We start from the raw sequence: 18124 nt of genomic DNA on the forward strand, positions 1-18124 counted from the left end.
GCGCCCAGCTCAGCCCTGCTGGTCGCGCATCCACTCCTTCAAGCCTTCCACCCATTTTTTCGCGGGCAAATTCAGGCGCCGCTTGATCTCGCCCGCGCGTTCGAACAGCAGAGAGAAATCGATCTGCGGCGCCTCCTTGAAGGCGATCACGACGATGTTCGCGTCGTGCACCTCGGGTAGCCAGACGACGGCGTCGAACACCTCCGTCATCGCTTCCAGGTTCTTGTCGTAGTTGCCGAATTCCCCGAACACGTTGGCGGTCATGATGCCGCTTGGCGTCAGGCAGTCGAAGCAGCCCCGATAAAACTCGGGCGTGTCGAGCACCGGGCCGCGCGCTTCCTCGTCGTAGAGATCGACCTGCAGCGCGTCGGCCGTGCCGTGGTTGCTCGGATCGAGCACGAAGTCGAGCGCATTCATCTCGCGCACCCGCAGGCGCGCATCGTCGGGAGGCAGTTCGAACAGGGCGCGGCAGATCGCGATCACGTTCGGATTGAGTTCGACGGCGGTGACGCGCGCCTCGGGAAAGCGGCGGTAGCAGAACTTGGTGAGCGCCGCGCTGCCCAGGCCCAGCTGCACGATGTGCTTCGGCGCGGACTGGAACAGCAGCCAGGCCATCATCATCTGCACGTATTCGAGTTCGATCGCATCCGGACGCGCCAGGCGCATCGCGCCTTGCTCCCAGGAGGTGCCGAGGTGGAGCGAGCGTACGCCCTCGAATTCGGTGATCGTGGCCGGCGGATGGCCGGGCTGGCTGAAGCGGGGATCGAAGGGAACGTTGTCAGGCATGGTCGGCGGCGCGGGTGAGGGGCGATCTTACCAGAGCCGCATTTCGAGGGCGCATTCAGGGCACGCCGTTGGCGCACCACGCACGGTAGCCCGGCCGTGCCGCCAGGCGCTGCAGATACGCGGCCACGTGGGGATAATCCGGGCGTTCCATCGGCGTCATCGACCAGCGGTTGAGGGACAGGCCGATGACGACGTCGGCCAGCGTGAAGCGCTCGCCCGCGACATAGGCGCCGGTGGCGGCCAGTTGGGCGTCGAGGATGCCGACGTGGCGGTTCCAGTTGGCGACGCCGGCCGCGATCTGGGCCGGATCGGCGTGCGCGGGACTGGCGCGCACCAGCGCCATGAAGGCGTAGCGCCAGGCGTTGTTCAGCTCCGTCGCCTGCCAGTCCATCCACTGTTCCACGCGGGCGCGTTGCTGTGCGCCGGCGGGCAGCAGGGCCTGCTCTTGTGCGCGTGCGCACAGGTAGCGGCAGATCGTATTCGATTCCCACAGCACGAAATCGCCGTCGACCAGCACCGGCACCATCCGGTTCGGGTTGAGCGGCGCGTGCGCCTCGTTCCAGTCCTCGCGCGCGAACGGCAAGTCCAGTTCGACGCAGGTCCACAGCACCTTGCGTACGTTGATCGAGGTCGGCTTTCCGATAATCCTGAGCATGCGGTTTCCTTTAGTGAGAGGTGAGGGCGGGCAGGATCATCGTCACGGCCAGGCCTCCGCCCTCGCGGTTTGCCAGCAGGATGCGCCCGCCGTGGGCTTCGGCAATTTCGCGCGCCAGCGCCAGGCCCAGGCCGGTGCCGCTGCGCTTGGTCGAGTAAAAGGGCACCAGGGCGTTGGTCAGCACCGCCTCGCTCATGCCGCTGCCGCGGTCGAGCACTTCGATGCGCAGCAGATCCTGGGCGCGCCGCACCTGCAGTTCCACCTCGCCGGGCGGAGAACCGGATTCGTGCGCGTTCTTGAGCAGATTGAGCAGGGCCTGTTCGAGCTGGGCCTGGTCGAGCAGCGCCGGTTCCGGCGGCAGTTCGCCGTCCAGGCGGAAGGGCACCTGCGAGGCGAGGCGTGCGATGAAGGACGGCCAGGCGCAGCGTTCCAGGCGCGGCGTCGGCAGCTTGGCGAAGCGCGCATAGCCGAGGATGAAGCTTTCCAGGTGACGGGTGCGCTCGCCGATCGTTTCCAGGATCTGCGGCAGGCGCTCGGTCTGGCCGCGCCGCACCAGTTCGGCGCCGGAATGGGCCAGCGAGGCCAGCGGCGCCAGCGAATTGTTCAACTCGTGGCTGATGACGCGGATGACCTTTTTCCAGGTCTGCACTTCCTGGCGCCGCAGTTCGGCCGTCAGGTGGCGCAGCAGCAGCAGTTCGTGCTTGCGCCCGTTCAAACTGAAACTGCTGCGCGCCAGGTGATAAACCTGTTCCTCTTCGCCTTCGCCGGCCGTGAACAAGCCGTCGCCGCCGCGCGCCAGTGCCTCGCCCAGCGCCGGCGAGGCGCCCGCCAGCAGTTCGTCGAGCGCGTGGCCCTCGAGCTTGCGGCCCTCGGCCAGCAGCTGGCGCGCGGCCAGGTTGGCGTAGACGACGGCGCCGGCCCGCTGCGGCACGTCGGCCACCAGCAGCATCGCCACCGGGGTGTTCTGCACCATGGTGTCGAGCAGCAGTTCGCGCTGCACCAGGTCGCGCCGCTGCTCGCGCAGCACGTCGCCGAGCGCGTTGTGGGCGCCGATCAGGTCGGCCAGCTCGTCGTTCTGCGGCCAGTGCAGGCTGAAGGAGAAGTCGCCGTCGCGGTAGCTGGTGACGGTGCCCTCCAGCGCGCGGAACAGCGACAGGATCGGCTGCACCTGCGAGCGCACCGTGATGACCGCGAGCGGGATCACGCAGGCTAGGCACAGGGCCGCCACCAGCAGCGGCCGGCCGGGCAGCAAATGATCCAGGCCGAGGGCGAGGATGATGCCGACCGTGAGCAGGGTGCCGACCAGGGCCGAGAAGCGGGTGACGAGGGAGAGACGGAGAGGCGGCCGCATCGGCTTAGATGCGGCCAATGCCGAGGCGCTCCATGCGCCGGTACAGGGCCTGGCGCGACAGGCCGAGTTCGGACGCGGCTTGCGATACCACGCCGCCGGCGCGGGCCAGGGCGGACGCGATCGTCTCGCGGTCGAGCTCGGCCTCGGGCAGTTGCGGCTGCGGCGGCGCGGCCGCTGCCGGCAGGCCGAGGTCGGGCACGCGGATCGTGTCGCCTTGCGCCAGCAGGTTGGCGCGCGCCATCACGTTCTTGAGTTCGCGCACATTGCCGGGCCAGGCGTGGGCCAGCAGGGCCGCTTCGGCGCCGGGGTCGAGCCGTTTGCCGGGCGCCAGAAACGCCAGCGCCAGCGGCAGGATGTCGCCTGGACGCGCGTTCAGGGCCGGCAGGCGCAGCTCGATCACGTTCAGGCGATAGAACAGGTCTTCGCGGAAGCTGCCGGCGCGGATCATGGCGGGTAAATCCGCATTGGTGGCGCTGATCACCCGCACTTTGACCTGGCGCTCGCGGTTCGAGCCGAGGCGCTCGAAGCGGCCGGTTTCCAGCACCCTTAACAGCTTCATCTGGCCTGCCGGCGGCAGGTTGCCGATCTCGTCGAGGAACAGGGTGCCGCCGTCGGCCGCCTCGAATTTGCCCTCTCTCGCCCGGGAAGCTCCGGTATACGCGCCGGCGTCGGCGCCGAACAGTTCGGCCTCGATCAGTTCCGAAGGCAGGGCGCCGCAGTTGAGCACGACGAAGGGGCCGTCCTTGACCTGCGAATTGGCCTGGATGATCTCGGCGATGCGCTCCTTGCCGGTGCCGTTCGGGCCCGTGATCAGGATCGGCACGTCGGCGCGCGCGACCTGGCAGGCCAGCTGCAGCACGCGCTCCGTGGCCGGGTCGGCCCAGACCAGGCCGCGCAAGTCGTATTGCCCTTCCAGCTCGCGCTTTTCGCGCCGCTCGCGCCCGACGCGCTGGGCCAGGGCGCGGTTGGCCTGCCCTAGTTCGACCAGGTTCGTCACCGTCGCCAGCAGGCGCTCGTCGTTCCAGGGCTTGGGCAGGTAGTCGGCGGCGCCGGCCTTGACCAGGTCGACCGCCGCGTCCAGGTGTGTCCAGGCCGTCAGCAGGATCACCGGCAGATCCGGATACAGGCTGCGGATCTGGCGGAACAGCGCCACGCCTTCCTCGCCCGAGGTAGTGTCCGCCGTAAAATTCATGTCCTGGATGACCAGGTCGACCGGCGCGCGCGCCAGCACGGCCAGGCCTTCCTCGGGCGAGGCCGCATGCAGCGCCGCGATGTCGTGCAGGGAAAACAGCACGTCGAGGGCGATGCCGACGGCGGCGTTGTCGTCGATGATGAGTACAGTAGGCATGGCCGCTAGGATAGCATCGGCATCAAGCGCTGCGGGTGGCCAGCGCCGGCGAAATGCTCGCTGCGCGCCAGGCCGGCCCGTACACCGCGATCACGCCCAGCGCCCACAGCACGACGCCGCCGCCCGCCAGGTATTCGAGCGGCAGGCGCGCCATCTCGAGCTTGCTCACCAGGAGCTGGTTCAGCGCCACCCCGAGCAGCACGCCGCCGCCCACGCCGGCGCTGGTGATCATGAAGTTCTCGGTGATGAAGTAACGCAGGATGTCGCGCTTTTTCGCCCCCAGCGCGCGGCGTACGCCGATCTGCTTGCGGCGCTGGGTGACCCACAGGCTGGCCATGCCGACGATGCCGCTGGCGGTGATCAACAGCAGCAGCACGCTGACGGTGACGAGCATCCACGACAAGGCCATGTCGGCGCGGTAGCGATCCTTGCGGTACTGGTCTTGCGTGGTCGTTTCCAGGATCACCGGCGTCGGCGAGGCCTTGCGCAGGGCGGCCTCCACCTCGCGGATCACGCGCTCGCGCTGGCCTGCTTCCGCGCGGATGGTGTAGAGCGCACCCGGGAAATTCCCGTACATGCGCATCGGCGCGATGCTGGAAAACTCGCCGCGTTCGGTCACTTCCGCACTCTGGGTCTGCAGGCGTTCGACCACGCCGACGACGCGCACTTCGATCGCGTCTTCGCCGGTACCGAAGTACATGTTCCTGCCGACGGCCGGCGCGCCTGGCCACATCTTCTCGGCCAGCGCCTTGGTGACGATCACGTGGCCGGGAGTGACGTTAGTGTTAGCGTCGATGTCCATGTATTCGTTCGGCAGGAAGTCGCGCCCCTCGACCAGTTTCAAACCCCAGGTCTTGACGAGCGAATCCGGCGAGAAGAAGAACGAGGACGGCGCTGTCTCGTCGACCTGCTTGCGGTCGACGGCGACGCTGTTGTTCCAGCCCGATTGCGACAGCGGGATCTGGTTGACGTTGGCGACCGAGACCACGCCCGGCACCGCGCGGATGGTCTCGGCCTCGCGCTTTTGCGTGGCCAGCTGCTGCTCGGGCCCGCCGGCGCTCAGGTTGCGCACGTGGGTCGAGAACACCTGGCTCTCTTCGGCGATGCCGCTCGGCCGGCTCGAGGCGACGCGCCGTTCGCTGACGATGTGCAGGGCGTTGGCGAGAATCGCCAGGCTGAGCGCCACCTGGAGGGCGACCAGGATGGCGCCGGTCTTGTTGCGCAGGAGCGCGGACAGGATGGGACGGATTTCCATGATGATGTCTCTCTCGCTTATTGTGATTTCAATTGCAGGGCCGGCGTCACCTGGCAGGCGCGCCAGGTCGGCAGCAGGCCGGCCACGATCGCGGCCAGCACCGACAGGACGAAGGTAAAGGCCAGCATGGTCATGTCCATGCGCGCCACCACCGCCACTTCGCTGCCTTGCATCGCCAGCAGGGCCAGGGCGCCAAAGGCGAGGATCAGCCCGAGCACGCCGCCGGCCAGGCCGACCACGGCGCTCTCGATCAGGAACTGGCGGAAGATCTCGCGGCGCGAGGCGCCCAGCGCGCGGCGGATGCCGACTTCGGCGGCGCGCACCGAGAACTTCGCCAGCAAGAGGCCGATCGTGTTCACCAGGCACAGCAGCAGGAAGCCGAAGGCGAGCCAGGCGGACAGTTTCGTGTCCTTGCCGACCACTCCGCGCTCTTCCATCCACTCGTTCACGTTGAACAGGCCATTCGGCGCGGCGCGCTTCATGCGGCCGAGCTTGCGCTGCTCGGCGGCATAGCTGTCGATGTATTGCTGGAGCGCGGCGCGGTCGGCGCTGGATTCGGTCTCGAACCAGAACTGCAGCCAGGTGCAGTTCGAGCGCAGGGTGCCCTCGTAGCCGGGTTCGGCGCGCTCGGAGCAGTTCATGCCGCCGTTGCGCTGGGCCTCGTGGCGGATCGCGCTGGACAGCGGAATGAAGAAATCTTCGCCCTTGCCGAACTGCTCGCCGCCGACGATGCGGTAGTAGCGCGGCTGCGGCGCCCACTTGTCGATCACGCCGACGATGGTGTAGGGCGCGCCCAGCATGGTGATGCGCTGGCCGACCGGGTTCGATTCGCCGAACAGGCGCTCGGCGATCTCGCGGCTGAGCACGACGACGTCGGCGCCGCGCTCGTCGTCCTGGGCGCTCCAGGCCTGGCCGCGCAGGAAGGGCACGTCGAACATGGCGAAGAAGTCGCGCGTCGGCGCCATGCCGTTGCCGGAAAACGCGGGCAGATCCTTGCGCGGCGGCTCGATCGGCGCCGAGACGCCGTAGACGCCGGTGCGGCGGATGCCCTGGCCGCTTTTCAGGAGGTTCATCACGTCCGGATAGCTGACCTGGTTCTCGCGCAGCTTGTCCCCGGGCTTGTAGTTGTCGACCGGCGCGACGTCGAAGATCGGCACGAACAGGCGGTCGCTCTTGTGGGGGATGGGGTCGCCCGACATCATGTGCAGGATGGTCAGGGTCGAGACGCTGGCGGCCACGCCGATGGCGAGCGTGAGCACCATCAGCGCGGTGAGGGCGGGATTGCGGCGCAGGCTGCGCACGCCGAGCTTGAAGTAATAGTTGAACATGGCGCTGTCCTCAGGCCACGGTGGCAGCGGCGTGGTGGGCCAGGGTCGGGCCCTTGCGCACCAGATCCGACACCTGGCCGTCGATGATGTGCACGTTGCGGTGGGTGCGCACCGCCAGTTCCGGATCGTGGGTGACCATCAGGATGGTGGTGCCGGCCGCGTTGATCTCTTCCAGCAGTTCCATCACGCCGCGCGCCATCTGCGTATCGAGGTTACCGGTCGGCTCGTCGGCCAGCAGCAGCTTGGGCGAACCGGCCAGGGCGCGCGCGATTGCCACGCGCTGCTGCTGGCCGCCCGACAGCTCGGCCGGGAAGTGCTTCATGCGCGACGCCAAACCGACCTTGGCCAGCGCATCCTCGATGCGCTCCTTGCGCTCGGCCGCGTTGAAGCCGCGGTAGCGCAGCGGCACGTCGACGTTGTCGAACAGGCTCAAGTCCGGAATCAGGTTAAAGCCCTGGAAGATGAAGCCGAGCTTCTCGTTGCGCAGGCGCGAGCGCGCATCGTCGTTCATGCCCTTCACGTTGACGCCATCGAGCACGTACTCGCCGCTGGTGAATTCCTCGAGCAGGCCGGCGATGTTCAGGAAGCTGGTCTTGCCGGAGCCCGAGGGGCCGGTGACGGTCACGAATTCGCCCTGGTTCACCTGGATCTCGAAGCCGCGCAGCGCGTGGGTCTCGATCATGTGGGTGCGGTACACCTTGGAGAGGTTGGTCATGCGCAGCATGGGATGTCCTTTCAGGAGACGTGTTTGCTTAGTTAATTGAAATACGGTTGGCGTTTTCGAAGGTGTCGGTGCCGGCGACGACGACCTTGTCGCCCGGCTTCAGGCCTTCGATGATTTCGACGGCGGAGATGCTGGTCGCGCCCAGCTGGATCGGCGTGCGCACGGCCACGCCGTCGCGCACCACATAGGCAAAACGTCCGCCTTCGCTTTCGACGAAGGGGCCGCGCGGCAGCATGACGACGTTCGGCTTTTCTTCGATCAGGAGGCGCGCCGTGACGCGCTGGCTCTGGCGCAAACCCTTCGGCTGGGCGCCGTCGAAACGGACACGGGCCAGCACCTGGTTCTTCACCACCTCCGGCGAGAGGGCCACCAGCTTGCCGCTCGCCGTGCCCGAGGGCAGGGCGATCTCGGCGCTCATGCCGAGCCCCATGTCCGACACATAGGTCTCCGGCACTTCGAGTTCGACTTCCAGGCGCGACAGATCGACCAGGGTCATCAGGGGTGCGTTGGCCGCGACCACCATCCGGTTCTGCACGTTCAGGGTGCCGATGAAGCCGTCCACGGGCGCGCGCACTGTCAGCTCATCCACGCGGCGCTGGGCGTTCGCCATCGACAGGCGCGCGCGTTCCATCTCGTTGCTCTTGGTGCGGATGGCGAGGGCCACGTCATCGCCTTCGAGATTGGCCGCCTGCGCCGCGTGTTTGGCGCGGATGCCGGCCGAGTTCAGCGCGTCCTTCGCCTTCTGGTAGTCGATCTTGGCGATGACGCCGACCTGCGCCACGCTTTCGTAGCGTTCCAGCGTGCGCTGCGCGGACAGGCGGTCGATCTCGGCGACGTCCGCCTCGCGCTGGGCCAGCAGCTTCTGTTTGCGCGACAGGATCTGCTGGCGCGCCACTTCGGCCTTCAGTTGTTCGTAGGTCGACTGTTCGCGTTTCAGGGCGTCCGACAGATCCGGGGATTCGAGCACGGCCAGGACGTCGCCGCGTTTCACGGTGTCGCCGGCGGCGACCTTTAAATTGACGGTGGCGGGCGCGGTCGAGAACAGGGTCGGGCTGACGGCGGCGACCACGCGGCCGTTGACGGAAGCGTCGCGCACCAGCGTGCCGCGCCCGACTTCGGCGATGCGCAGGCGGCTGGCGCTGACGGAGTGTTCGGCGTTGCTCCAGTTCGAGAACAGCAGGGCGGCGACGGCGGCCAGCGCCACGCCGGCGCCGGCCAGCAGGGTGCGCCGTTTGAGTGCCTGGCCGGGCGGCGCGGCGACGACGGTGTCTTGATGAGAGGTATCGCGGATCATGGTGGTTTCGATAACGACGTGAATGCTGGTCGTTACTGCACGATCCGTGCCAACAGCTAAGCTGTTGATTTTATTCGAGAGACATGCGGACGGACGGCTGTCCGGGGTGTCCGTACAGGGCCGTCCGTACGTACGCGGACACGAGAGTGTCCGCGCAGGTTGACGTATTTACCTCAGGCGCTTATTTCTGCGGCTTCTGCTTCTGCCCGTACTTGCCGACGATCTCGCCCTTGCCGATCACATGGCCCTGCATCGCCTTGAGCAGGGTATCGCGGTCGGCCCCGAAAGGCACGTCGAGCATCGTATCGAGCGCATACACCTGGAAGTGGTAGTGGTGCGCCGGCTCGCCCACGGGCGGCTTCGGCCCGTAATAGCCCATCGAGCCGCGCGTGTTGCGGCCCTGCAGGACGCCCTCCGGGTCGGTCAGGCGCGGCTGCTCCTGCAGGCCTTCGGGCAGGCTGGTGACATTCGCCGGGATGTTCCAGGCCAGCCAGTGGACAAAGGGCGTGACCGGCTTCGCGTCCGGATCTTCCATGACGATGGCGTAGGACTTCGCATTCGGCACCGCCTTCCAGGCCAGCGCCGGCGAGACGCCGTCGGCATACTCGCTGTACTTCTGATCCATCGCGCCCTGGTGGCGGAAGCTGGGCGAGCTGACCGACAGGGCGCCCGACGATTGCGTCTCGGGCCGCTTGTTCGCCAACGGCACCTTGTTGCCCTTGTTCGCCTGCTCCTGCATCGGGCCGCTGGGCGCCGTGGCGGCCGCACCGGCCGGCGCGCCGGCGGCGCCGCTGTGGGCAATTCGATAAATCACGCCGTTGCCGTCGTCGGCCATCAGCAGCGCGCCGTCCTTCGCAAAAGCCAGGCCTACGGGACGGGCAATGTGGGTCTTGCCGCCGTCGGTGAGGAAGCCGGTCACGAAGGGTTCGATACCCTTCGGCTGGCCGTTCTCGAAGCGCACGCGCACGATCTCGTAGCCGGAGGCCGGGTTGCGGTTCCAGGAGCCGCGCATGGTGGCGAAAGCGTCACCGCGGTATTCGGCCGGGAAGGCGCTCCGGTTGGCGAACACGAACTGCATCGGCGCCGCGTGCGCCGTGTAGCCCAGCACCATCGGCGTCGAGCGTTCGCGCCACTGCTGCTTGGTGAGTTCGCCCACCGGCGTGCTTTGCGGGTAGATCTCGTTCGCGCCGTACACGTGCGGCCAGCCGTACTGCTTGCCCATCTCGATCTTGTTCAGCTCTTCCTGCTGCTGGTTATCGCCGAGGAAGTCGATGCCGTGATCCAGGCCCCAGAGTTCTCCCGTCTGCGGATGCCAGGCGAAGCCGATGGTGTTGCGCAGGCCGCTGGCGAAGATGCTTCTCTGCTTGCCGTCGATCGAGGCGCGCAGCAGGGTCGCGTTTTCCGGATTGCTCTCGTTGCAGGTGTTGCAGGTGCTGCCGACGCTGATGTAGAGCATGCCGTCCGGGCCGAAGGCGATGGTGCGGTTCGGGTGCTGGCCCGAGTCCGGCAGGTCGCCGATCAGCATTTTCAGCTCGCCCAGGCGGCCGTCGGGCTGGATGTCGGCCGCGAACACTTCCTTTACGGTGATCAGGTAGAGCTTGTTGTCGCGGATCGCCAGGCCGTGGGCGCCGGCGCGGTTGGCCACCGTGATCGGCGCGCCGTCGGCACGGCCGTCGCCATTGGCGTCGCGCAGCAGCAGCACGTCGCCCTGGTCGCGCCGGCTCACGTACACGTCGCCGTTCGGCGCCACCGCGATGATGCGCGCATTCTTGAGGCCCGTGGCGAACGGCGTCACCGTGAAGCCGGGCGGAGCCTTGATGCCGCGCATGCGTTCCGGCGTCGCTTCCAGCTTGTTCGGCTTGAAGATGTTGTTATTCAGGGAGACCTGGGTGCCGTCGCCCTGCTGGGCATAAGCGCCGGTTACCGCCATGGCCATCAGGGATGCCGCAAGCGCGCGTTTCATCGTGCTTCCTTTCGAGTCATTTGAATTGGGTAAGTGTTGGTTGATCCATCCTGCCAGAGGCACGCTCGGCGGTATGTGGGGGAACGAACATTCGAATCGACATCCGGGCAGTGGCGAAATAAGTGTTGAAATTCGTTAACTTGTTCATAATTACCATCTGACATCTTTTCCAGCCAGGACGCCCGTGCCCGACATCGCTGCAAGCTTGATCGCAACCGCCAAACGCGCCGAACACACCGTGCGCCTTTGGCTCGCCCTGCCGCCCGCCAACCCGCTTGACTATCCGTTCGCCGATAGCGACGTCGCCCAGTTGCAGCGCGTGAGCGCCGGCCCGGACAGCTTCGCCCTCGACGATCAAACCTGGAACGATCTGCTGCTGGCGCCGTATCTGGCGACGCTGTCGGACGAGGTCAGCATCGCCGGCCGCCAGGAGCTGTATCGGCGCCTGCGCGCGGGGCTGGACGACGAAAGGCGCGCCGCGCTGGGCCTGCGCTTGCGCGCCCTGCACGAAGCGCCGGCGCGGATCGACACGCTGCGCGAGGCCCTGCGCCCCCTGCGCAGGGCCGACACCGAGATCGCGGCCCTGCTGTTCGAAGGCGAGCCGCTGACGGCGCCGCGCTGGCTGGACTGGCGCTGGCTGCTGCCGCTGGCGCTGGTCGTCTCGGTCCTGGCGGTGATCCTCAGCCCGCTGGCCTGGATTCCGGCGGCCGCCGCGCTGTACGTCCTGATGGCGCTGCAGATGCGCTACCACGAGCGCGTCGATGCCTGGAAGCGTTCGCTGAACACGGTGCAGCTGCTGCTGGCGGCGACGCAGCAGCTCGGCGCGCAGGCTGCGGAGGACGATGACGGCCTGGAGACGGCGGCCCATGCCGGGCGCCTCAACGCCAGCTTGTCGCGCTCTTTCGTCACCCGGATGAGTCCGGACGCCGGTTCGTACGGCGACTGGTTCGCGCTGGCCAACGTCAAGCATTACTTCAAGACGAATGCGATCGTATTTCGCGAGCGCGCCTTCCTGCGCGCCTGCTGGCTGCGCTGCGCCGAACTGGAAGCCGACGCCGCCCTGGCGCGCGCACTGCTGGCGGCGCCGCACTGGTGCTGGGCCGAGACTGTGCGCGCGGACGCACTCGCGATCGAGGACGGCATCCACCCGCTGCTGGCGGCGCCGCTCGGCCTGTCGCTCGGATTGAACGGGCAGGGCGCCTTCATCTCGGGCCCGAACGGTGTCGGCAAGAGCACCTTCCTGCGCATGCTGGGCCTGAACCTGGTGCTGGCGCGCGCCTTCGGCTTCTGCCATGCGCGCAGCGCCCGCCTGCCGATGCTGCCGGTGTACGCCAGCATGCAGAACGAGGATTCCCTGTTCGACGGCAATAGCCTCTACGTGAGCGAACTGGCGCGCGCCCGGGCGCTGCTGGCAGCCGGCGCCGGGCCGCATCCGGGCGTGTGCCTGATCGACGAGATTTTCCGCGGCACGAACCATGTCGAATCGGTGGCGGCCGCGGCGGCCGTGCTCGATACGCTGGCGGAGACCTCGCTGGTGCTGGTGTCCTCGCACAACCTGGAGCTGGCCAGCTTGCTGGAGCACCGGCTAGCGCCGTTTTGCCTGGGACGTGATGCGGGTGGACGGTTAGTGCTGGCGCCGGGGGTGCTGGATCGGACGAATGGTATCGCGCTGTTGGGCGCGCAGGGGTTCGGGGCGGAGATTGAAAACAAGGCGCAGCGGGTGGCGGCGTGGTTGACGGGGTATCTGGGGAAGCCGGAGGCGGGGGCGCATGTGTTGGGGGAGCAGGGGCGTGCGGTAGCGCCTTTGCGGGCGTTGTAACGCGTGGGCCCCCCGAGCCCACGCGTTTTCGAACGATGAAAAACGATACGGCTTACTTGCGCGGCAACGGCGTCCCCTTATCGATCACCTCGCGGCAATCGCCCTTCATGCGCGCATTGTCGTAATCGGCCCAGCCATAACTGTCGACATAGCGTTTATGCCGCGTCAGCCGCGCGCTGGCGATGCTGCGTTCGAGCGTCTCGCCCGGATAGCGGATGTCGCCCAGGTCGACCAGGGTATGGAAGATGTTCTCGGTCGACAGCGGCGCCGCGCGGTGGGCGCGTAACTGGACGACCTTGTCCGGAAAGCGCGCGCCGTAGGCGTCCGAATACCAGGCAAAGGCGGGCACGTGGAATTCGTGCTGGTTGTTATGGCCATGGAAGACCTGGCGGCAGGCGCCGTCGAACAGGGTCTGGCCGTGGTCGGCCACGTACATCAGCGCGGCGGCCTTGTCGCCCGTTTTCAGGCTGCCGATCAGCTGGGACAAGAACCAGTCCGTGTATAAAATCGAATTGTCGTAGCTGTTGTTCAGCTGCGGTTCGATCGCGGCATCGGTGAGCACCGGTTTATATACGCCGGCCAGCGAGGGTTTCCATGCATCGAAGCGAGCCGGATAGCGGTGCGCGTAATTCCAGTGGCTGCCCAGCGTATGCAGGACGATCAGCTTTTTCGGCGCCGCATCGGCCAGCGCGCGCTGGAAGGGTTTGAAGAGCACCTCGTCGTAATTCGAATTGTCGGTGAAGCCGCCCAGGTTCAGGAATTCGACCTGATCCGCTTCTTTGGCGAAGACGGAGACCGGCGTGTCGAATTTGCCGAACGAGATCTGGTTCGACAGCCAGAAGGTCTTGTAGCCGGCTTCCTTGAAAGCGGTGAGAAAGGATTTTTCCGTGAAGCCGTCTTTTAAACTTTGCATCGCCGGCTTGCGCGAAATGATCACCGGCACCGACAGGCGCGTGGCCGAGACCGAGGTGATCAGATCCTGCAGCATCACCAGGTTCGCTTCCTGCGCGAGTAAAGGGTTGGTGGGGCGCGCGTAGCCGTTCAGGCTCCAGCGGTCGAAGCGGGCCGATTCGCCCAGTACCATGACGATCACGTCGGGCGCATTCGCCGGGTCGGCCTGGACTGCATTGAAGCGGAAGGCGGCGCTGCGCCGGTGCAGGTCGGCCAGATACACGCGCTCTTTATAAAAATCGAGGCCGCGCGCCACCACGCCGAAGGGCCAGGACTGGGCAAAGGCCTTGATGTCGAAGGGCGGCTGCGCCCAGTGCGGCAGGCGCGGCAGGGCGGATGCTGCTGCCGGCTTCGCGCCCGGGGCTACATAGCGCATCTTCGCCGCCGGATCGGCCTTGACGGCCGCGCCGCTGACGCCCGCCTTCTGGCCGTACAGGAAGAGCGCGGCGCTGATCGCCAGTAGTCCCAGCACCAGCGGGCGCGAGCGGTCGTTCCAGTCGAGCGCGCGGGTGTTCAGGGCGAGGCGGTAGGTGGCCGCCCACCAGGCGACGACGCCGACGAGCACCGCCAGCAGCAGCCAGGCGCGCGCGCCCAGAAATTCCATGGCTTCCAATGGACTGGTTTCCGCCATGATGCCCAGGTGGTGGGTGGAGATGCCCTGGCCGTAATACAGGTACAGGTAGAGCTCGGCGGGCAGCGCGAGGAAGGCCGGCAGCAGCAGCCAGTGGAAATACGCCGGGCGCTTGAACAGAGCCCAGGCGCCGATCCAGGCGAACACGGCCATGCCCGCCAGCTGGCTCGGGCGCGCCACGGGCGTGCCCAGCAGCAGCGGAAAGAAGGGCACCGCCGACAGCACCAGGTAAGTGAGCACGAGGGCAAGGTGGGCGGGGCGCAGCAGAGTTCGCATCGAAAAGAGGGGCCGGGGAAAGTCGGCTATTATCCGGCCTTTATTGCCGGAAAAGCGAATTCCGGACGCCGCACGCCTGCCGCGTCATCTCGTCAATTGTGTCAGGACTACCACAACCGTTCGGCCCTTCGGCGCCGGCGCTGCCCGTTAAATCGGCAAATCGGTTGACCGCGGATTGCGAGAAGTCTATACTCGCGAGTTCTCGATTTATTCTGCACATCGTATACGCATTCGCAGCCGCTCCTTCGGTGAGCGGCTTTCGGCGCCTGTGCTGTCAGACCGTCGGGACTAGGTTTCAGTCCCCGGACACCAAGTTCGGGTCATCAACTGTAGTACTTTGTTGGATTAGGAACGATGCCAACCATCAATCAACTGATTCGCAAGCCGCGCGTTGCCGCGGTTGTGAAGAGCAAGTCGCCGGCACTTGAAAACTGCCCGCAAAAGCGCGGTGTCTGCACCCGTGTGTACACCACGACCCCGAAGAAGCCTAACTCGGCTCTGCGTAAAGTCGCCAAAGTTCGCCTGACCAACGGTTTCGAAGTCATTTCGTACATCGGCGGTGAAGGCCACAACCTGCAAGAGCACAGCGTTGTCCTGCTGCGCGGCGGCCGTGTGAAAGACTTGCCAGGTGTGCGTTACCACATGGTTCGCGGTGCACTGGATACCCAGGGCGTCAAAGACCGTAAGCAAGCTCGCTCGAAGTACGGTGCCAAGCGCGCCAAGGCCGGCGCCAAGAAGTAATCTGCGGTTCCGGTCATACCGGGGTCACATATAAACGTTAAGTTGAGCCGGCCGGAAGGCCGAGTAAGTGAGTGGTCATGATGGCCCTCGCGAGTGCGGAACAAGCACTCAACTGAAGATAAAGGAATTGAAATGCCACGTCGTCGTGAAGTACCCAAGCGCGAGATCCTGCCAGATCCAAAATTCGGCAATACCGATGTCGCCAAGTTCGTCAACGTTCTGATGCTGTCCGGCAAGAAGTCGGTCGCTGAAAACATCATCTACGGTGCGTTTGAACATATCCAGACCAAATCGGGCAAGGACCCACTGGAAGTGTTCGCGGCCGCGATCAACAACTGCAAGCCGATGGTCGAGGTGAAATCCCGCCGCGTCGGCGGCGCCAACTACCAGGTGCCAGTGGAAGTTCGTCCGGTCCGTCGTATGGCGCTGTCCATGCGTTGGTTGCGCGAAGCCGCAAACAAGCGCAGCGAAAAATCCATGCCACAACGTCTCGGCGGTGAACTGATGGAAGCGGCTGAAATGCGCGGCGGCGCGATGAAGCGTCGTGACGAAGTGCACCGTATGGCTGAAGCGAACAAGGCGTTCTCGCACTTCCGCTTCTAAGCACTTAGCAGTATCTGTTGTTCAGGCCGGGCACATTTTGATAACAAGATGCCGCCCGGTTTTGTCCATTCAAAGATTTAGGAAAAATTATGGCACGCAAGACCCCCATTGAGCGCTACCGCAACATCGGTATTTCCGCTCACATCGATGCTGGTAAAACCACCACCACCGAACGCGTCCTGTTCTACACCGGCGTGAACCACAAGATCGGCGAAGTGCACGATGGCGCCGCTACCATGGACTGGATGGAGCAGGAGCAGGAACGCGGCATCACCATTACCTCGGCAGCGACGACCTGCTTCTGGAAAGGTATGGCCGGTAACTTCGAGCCGCACCACATCAACATCATCGACACCCCGGGCCACGTCGACTTCACCATCGAAGTCGAGCGCTCGATGCGCGTCCTGGACGGCGCCTGCATGGTTTACTGCGCAGTCGGCGGCGTGCAGCCACAGTCGGAAACCGTGTGGCGTCAGGCGAACAAGTACAAAGTTCCACGTCTGGCCTTCGTCAACAAGATGGATCGTACCGGCGCGAACTTCTTCAAGGTCTACGAGCAGATGCGCGCTCGCCTGAAGGCGAACCCGATCCCGCTGCAGATCCCGATCGGCGCGGAAGAGAACTTCCTGGGCGTGGTCGACCTGATCAAGATGAAAGCGATCATCTGGGACGACGCGTCGCAAGGCATGAAGTTCGACTACCGCGACATCCCGGCCGAGCTGGTTGATCAAGCCAACGAATGGCACGAGAAGCTGGTGGAAACCGCCGCTGAAGCGTCGGAAGAGCTGATGAACAAGTACCTGGAAGAAGGCGAACTGTCGGAAGCCGAGATCAAGGCCGCCCTGCGCCAGCGTACCATCGCGTCGGAAATCGTCCCGATGATGTGCGGCACCGCGTTCAAGAACAAGGGCGTGCAAGCCATGCTCGACGCCGTGGTCGAATACCTGCCATCGCCAGTCGACATCCCGCCAGTCGCCGGTACCGACGAGGACGACCAGCCGGTCACCCGTAAGGCTGCCGACGACGAGAAGTTCGCTGCGCTGGCATTCAAGATCATGACCGACCCGTTCGTCGGCCAGCTGATCTTCTTCCGCGTCTATTCGGGCATGGTCAACTCGGGCGACACCGTCTACAACCCTGTCAAGGGCAAGAAGGAACGTCTGGGCCGTATTCTGCAGATGCACGCGAACCAGCGCGAAGAAATCAAGGAAGTCCGCGCCGGCGACATCGCCGCCGCGGTCGGCCTGAAAGAAGCGACCACGGGCGAAACCCTGTGCGATCCTTCGGCGATCATCACCCTGGAAAAGATGGTCTTCCCTGAGCCGGTCATTCAGCAGGCTGTCGAGCCGAAGACCAAGGCCGACCAGGAAAAGATGGGCCTGGCCCTGAACCGCCTGGCACAGGAAGATCCGTCGTTCCGCGTGCGTACCGACGAAGAATCGGGCCAGACCATCATCGGTGGTATGGGCGAGCTGCACCTGGAAATTATCGTTGACCGCATGAAGCGCGAATTCGGCGTCGAAGCAACCGTCGGCAAGCCACAGGTTGCCTACCGCGAAACGATCCGCAAGGCCGTCACCGACGTCGAAGGCAAGTTCGTCAAGCAGTCGGGTGGTCGTGGTCAGTACGGTCACGCCGTGCTGTCGATCGAGCCGCAAGAGCCGGGCAAGGGCTTCGAATTCGTCGACGCCATCAAGGGCGGTGTGATTCCTCGCGAATACATCCCTGCGGTCGAAAAAGGTGTGCGCGAAACGCTGACCTCGGGCGTGCTGGCCGGCTACCCGGTCGTCGACGTGAAAGTCACCGTGACCTTCGGTTCGTACCACGACGTCGACTCGAACGAGAACGCGTTCCGTATGGCCGGTTCGATGGCATTCAAGGACGGCTGCCGCAAGGCGAATCCGGTCATCCTCGAGCCGATGATGGCCGTGGAAGTGGAAACGCCGGAAGACTACGCCGGTAACGTGATGGGCGACCTGTCGTCCCGCCGCGGTATGGTGCAGGGCATGGACGAAATCCCAGGCGGCGGTGGCAAGATCATCAAAGCCGAAGTGCCTCTGTCGGAAATGTTTGGTTACTCGACCTCGCTGCGTTCGGCGACCCAGGGCCGTGCGACCTACACGATGGAATTCAAGCACTATTCCGAAGCGCCTAAGCACGTGATCGACGCGATCGTCACTGCCAAGTCGAAGTAATTTGCGGTACCAGCCTGCCGGGGCCAGTCCCCGGCAGGCAAACTAACAAAACACAATAAATCGTTCTTTTAAAGGAAGATCAAAATGGCAAAAGGTAAATTCGAGCGGACCAAGCCGCACGTCAACGTCGGCACCATCGGTCACGTTGACCACGGCAAAACCACCCTGACGGCTGCAATCGCAACCGTTCTGTCGAAGAAGTTC

The 18124-nt window shown here is 65.3% G+C and carries 15 protein-coding genes; 5 read left to right on the plus strand and 10 right to left on the minus strand.

Features of this window, described 5'->3' with window-relative positions; all coding sequences use genetic code 11:
• Positions 1–9: 9 nt before the first annotated feature.
• The 9 genes from ASF77_RS06955 to ASF77_RS06995 all read right to left on the minus strand — a co-directional run bounded on the left by ASF77_RS06955 (position 10) and on the right by ASF77_RS06995 (position 10704).
• Positions 10–786: a spermidine synthase gene (locus ASF77_RS06955; protein WP_056336753.1), complete on the minus strand. Its 777-nt coding sequence runs from the start codon at positions 784–786 to the stop codon at positions 10–12.
• Positions 787–841: 55 nt separating this feature from the next.
• Positions 842–1441: a glutathione S-transferase family protein gene (locus ASF77_RS06960; RefSeq protein ID WP_056336756.1), complete on the minus strand. Its 600-nt coding sequence runs from the start codon at positions 1439–1441 to the stop codon at positions 842–844.
• Between the two features lie 10 nt (positions 1442–1451).
• Positions 1452–2792 (minus strand): PAS domain-containing sensor histidine kinase, encoded by a 1341-nt coding sequence (locus ASF77_RS06965; protein ID WP_056336759.1) that lies wholly within the window; start codon positions 2790–2792, stop codon positions 1452–1454.
• 4 nt (positions 2793–2796) lie between these two features.
• Entirely contained in the window at positions 2797–4140 is a 1344-nt protein-coding gene (locus ASF77_RS06970) for a sigma-54 dependent transcriptional regulator (protein WP_056336761.1), read from the minus strand.
• Positions 4141–4162: 22 nt separating this feature from the next.
• Positions 4163–5395 carry an ABC transporter permease gene (locus tag ASF77_RS06975; protein WP_056336764.1) on the minus strand — a complete coding sequence of 411 codons (1233 nt, stop codon included), beginning with the start codon at positions 5393–5395 and terminating at the stop codon, positions 4163–4165.
• Between the two features lie 17 nt (positions 5396–5412).
• The gene (locus ASF77_RS06980) at positions 5413–6723 is read right to left on the minus strand and encodes an ABC transporter permease (protein ID WP_056336767.1); all 1311 of its coding nucleotides are present in this window, start codon (positions 6721–6723) and stop codon (positions 5413–5415) included.
• A 10-nt stretch (positions 6724–6733) separates the two neighbouring features.
• Positions 6734–7447, minus strand: coding sequence for an ABC transporter ATP-binding protein (locus ASF77_RS06985; RefSeq protein ID WP_056336770.1), 714 nt, complete (start codon positions 7445–7447; stop codon positions 6734–6736).
• Positions 7448–7475: 28 nt separating this feature from the next.
• On the minus strand, positions 7476–8741 hold the full coding sequence (locus ASF77_RS06990; protein ID WP_056336773.1) for an efflux RND transporter periplasmic adaptor subunit: 1266 nt from the start codon (positions 8739–8741) through the stop codon (positions 7476–7478).
• A 181-nt stretch (positions 8742–8922) separates the two neighbouring features.
• Positions 8923–10704: a YbhB/YbcL family Raf kinase inhibitor-like protein gene (locus tag ASF77_RS06995; RefSeq protein ID WP_056336776.1), complete on the minus strand. Its 1782-nt coding sequence runs from the start codon at positions 10702–10704 to the stop codon at positions 8923–8925.
• A 184-nt stretch (positions 10705–10888) separates the two neighbouring features.
• Here ASF77_RS06995 and ASF77_RS07000 point away from each other — a divergent pair, with 184 nt between their 5' ends.
• A complete protein-coding gene (locus ASF77_RS07000; protein WP_229445297.1) occupies positions 10889–12523 on the plus strand; it encodes a hypothetical protein in 1635 nt (544 codons plus the stop codon).
• 52 nt (positions 12524–12575) lie between these two features.
• Here the strand turns inward: ASF77_RS07000 and ASF77_RS07005 are convergent, their stop codons facing one another.
• Positions 12576–14381, minus strand: a complete 1806-nt coding sequence (locus tag ASF77_RS07005; protein ID WP_056336779.1) for a phosphoethanolamine transferase — start codon at positions 14379–14381, stop codon at positions 12576–12578.
• A gap of 354 nt (positions 14382–14735) precedes the next feature.
• Here ASF77_RS07005 and rpsL point away from each other — a divergent pair, with 354 nt between their 5' ends.
• From rpsL to ASF77_RS07025, 4 genes are all read left to right on the plus strand, one after another.
• On the plus strand, positions 14736–15122 hold the full coding sequence (gene rpsL / locus ASF77_RS07010; RefSeq protein ID WP_056336781.1) for a 30S ribosomal protein S12: 387 nt from the start codon (positions 14736–14738) through the stop codon (positions 15120–15122).
• A 132-nt stretch (positions 15123–15254) separates the two neighbouring features.
• The gene (gene rpsG / locus ASF77_RS07015; protein WP_056336784.1) at positions 15255–15725 is read left to right on the plus strand and encodes a 30S ribosomal protein S7; all 471 of its coding nucleotides are present in this window, start codon (positions 15255–15257) and stop codon (positions 15723–15725) included.
• A gap of 89 nt (positions 15726–15814) precedes the next feature.
• The gene (gene fusA, locus ASF77_RS07020) at positions 15815–17920 is read left to right on the plus strand and encodes an elongation factor G (RefSeq protein ID WP_056336787.1); all 2106 of its coding nucleotides are present in this window, start codon (positions 15815–15817) and stop codon (positions 17918–17920) included.
• 84 nt (positions 17921–18004) lie between these two features.
• On the plus strand, positions 18005–18124 hold a 120-nt coding region (locus ASF77_RS07025), incomplete at its 3' end, for a GTP-binding protein (protein ID WP_017452634.1).

Origin of the sequence: Massilia sp. Leaf139, from assembly GCF_001424165.1 — a bacterium.
Lineage (GTDB): Bacteria > Pseudomonadota > Gammaproteobacteria > Burkholderiales > Burkholderiaceae_D > Telluria.

Coding starts and splice junctions, on each gene's coding strand:
- ASF77_RS06955 (WP_056336753.1), bottom strand. CDS start 786: ATGCCTGACAACGTTCCCTTCGATCCCCGCTTCAGCCAGCCCGGCCAT.
- ASF77_RS06960 (WP_056336756.1), bottom strand. CDS start 1,441: ATGCTCAGGATTATCGGAAAGCCGACCTCGATCAACGTACGCAAGGTG.
- ASF77_RS06965 (WP_056336759.1), bottom strand. CDS start 2,792: ATGCGGCCGCCTCTCCGTCTCTCCCTCGTCACCCGCTTCTCGGCCCTG.
- ASF77_RS06970 (WP_056336761.1), bottom strand. CDS start 4,140: ATGCCTACTGTACTCATCATCGACGACAACGCCGCCGTCGGCATCGCC.
- ASF77_RS06975 (WP_056336764.1), bottom strand. CDS start 5,395: ATGGAAATCCGTCCCATCCTGTCCGCGCTCCTGCGCAACAAGACCGGC.
- ASF77_RS06980 (WP_056336767.1), bottom strand. CDS start 6,723: ATGTTCAACTATTACTTCAAGCTCGGCGTGCGCAGCCTGCGCCGCAAT.
- ASF77_RS06985 (WP_056336770.1), bottom strand. CDS start 7,447: ATGCTGCGCATGACCAACCTCTCCAAGGTGTACCGCACCCACATGATC.
- ASF77_RS06990 (WP_056336773.1), bottom strand. CDS start 8,741: ATGATCCGCGATACCTCTCATCAAGACACCGTCGTCGCCGCGCCGCCC.
- ASF77_RS06995 (WP_056336776.1), bottom strand. CDS start 10,704: ATGAAACGCGCGCTTGCGGCATCCCTGATGGCCATGGCGGTAACCGGC.
- ASF77_RS07005 (WP_056336779.1), bottom strand. CDS start 14,381: ATGCGAACTCTGCTGCGCCCCGCCCACCTTGCCCTCGTGCTCACTTAC.
- rpsL (WP_056336781.1), top strand. CDS start 14,736: ATGCCAACCATCAATCAACTGATTCGCAAGCCGCGCGTTGCCGCGGTT.
- rpsG (WP_056336784.1), top strand. CDS start 15,255: ATGCCACGTCGTCGTGAAGTACCCAAGCGCGAGATCCTGCCAGATCCA.
- fusA (WP_056336787.1), top strand. CDS start 15,815: ATGGCACGCAAGACCCCCATTGAGCGCTACCGCAACATCGGTATTTCC.